Annotated in this window: 1 protein-coding gene; it reads right to left on the bottom strand. The window is 75.6% G+C overall.

Annotated elements, in window-relative coordinates:
* Nucleotides 1–565, bottom strand: a 565-nt coding sequence (locus tag ACYVE9_RS30350) for a B12-binding domain-containing protein (protein WP_461031060.1), incomplete at both ends; no start/stop codon positions are given.

Genomic DNA, 565 nt, shown 5'->3' with positions numbered 1-565 from the left:
CGGGCGCCGCGCACGCCCCAGGCGGTTGCCTGGATCTGGCGGGCCCGGGTGCCGTCGGCGGTGCCTCGCGACTGGGACCACAGCACGACGGCGGCGGGGCCGGTGCGGCGCACCGCCTCGTCGAGGGCCTCGGCGGGTACTGCCGCGCCGAACATCCTCACCGGGAGGCCGCGTTGGGCGAGGCCGGCGGCGAGCGCCTCCAGCGGGAGCGAGTGCATCTCGTTCGGCACGCAGGCGAGCAGTACCGGCGGCCGGTCTGTGTTCACGGGGGAGTTGACGGCGACGCGGCGCAGTACCGAGGAGATGTGCCAGGACAGCAGGTGTTCGACCTCGACGTAACGCTCACCCGAGGACGCCCACTTGCGGCCCACCGCGCGCAGCGCCGGCATGATCACCTCGTCCCAGGCGACCAGCAGGCCGTGTTCGGTGATCGCGGCCTCCAACCGGGCGTCCAGGGCGGGGGCGTCGAGCCGCACGGCGGCGTTGGCCAGCCCCCGGCACTCCTTGCGGACACTGCCCAGCGGCAGGGCGTTGCTGCCGCCCGGACCGTGCCGGCCCCCGCCCG

Source organism: Streptomyces sparsus (assembly GCF_054776295.1).
The sequence above is the reverse complement of the archived record's forward strand: the minus strand, read 5'-3'. Positions and strand labels throughout refer to the sequence as shown.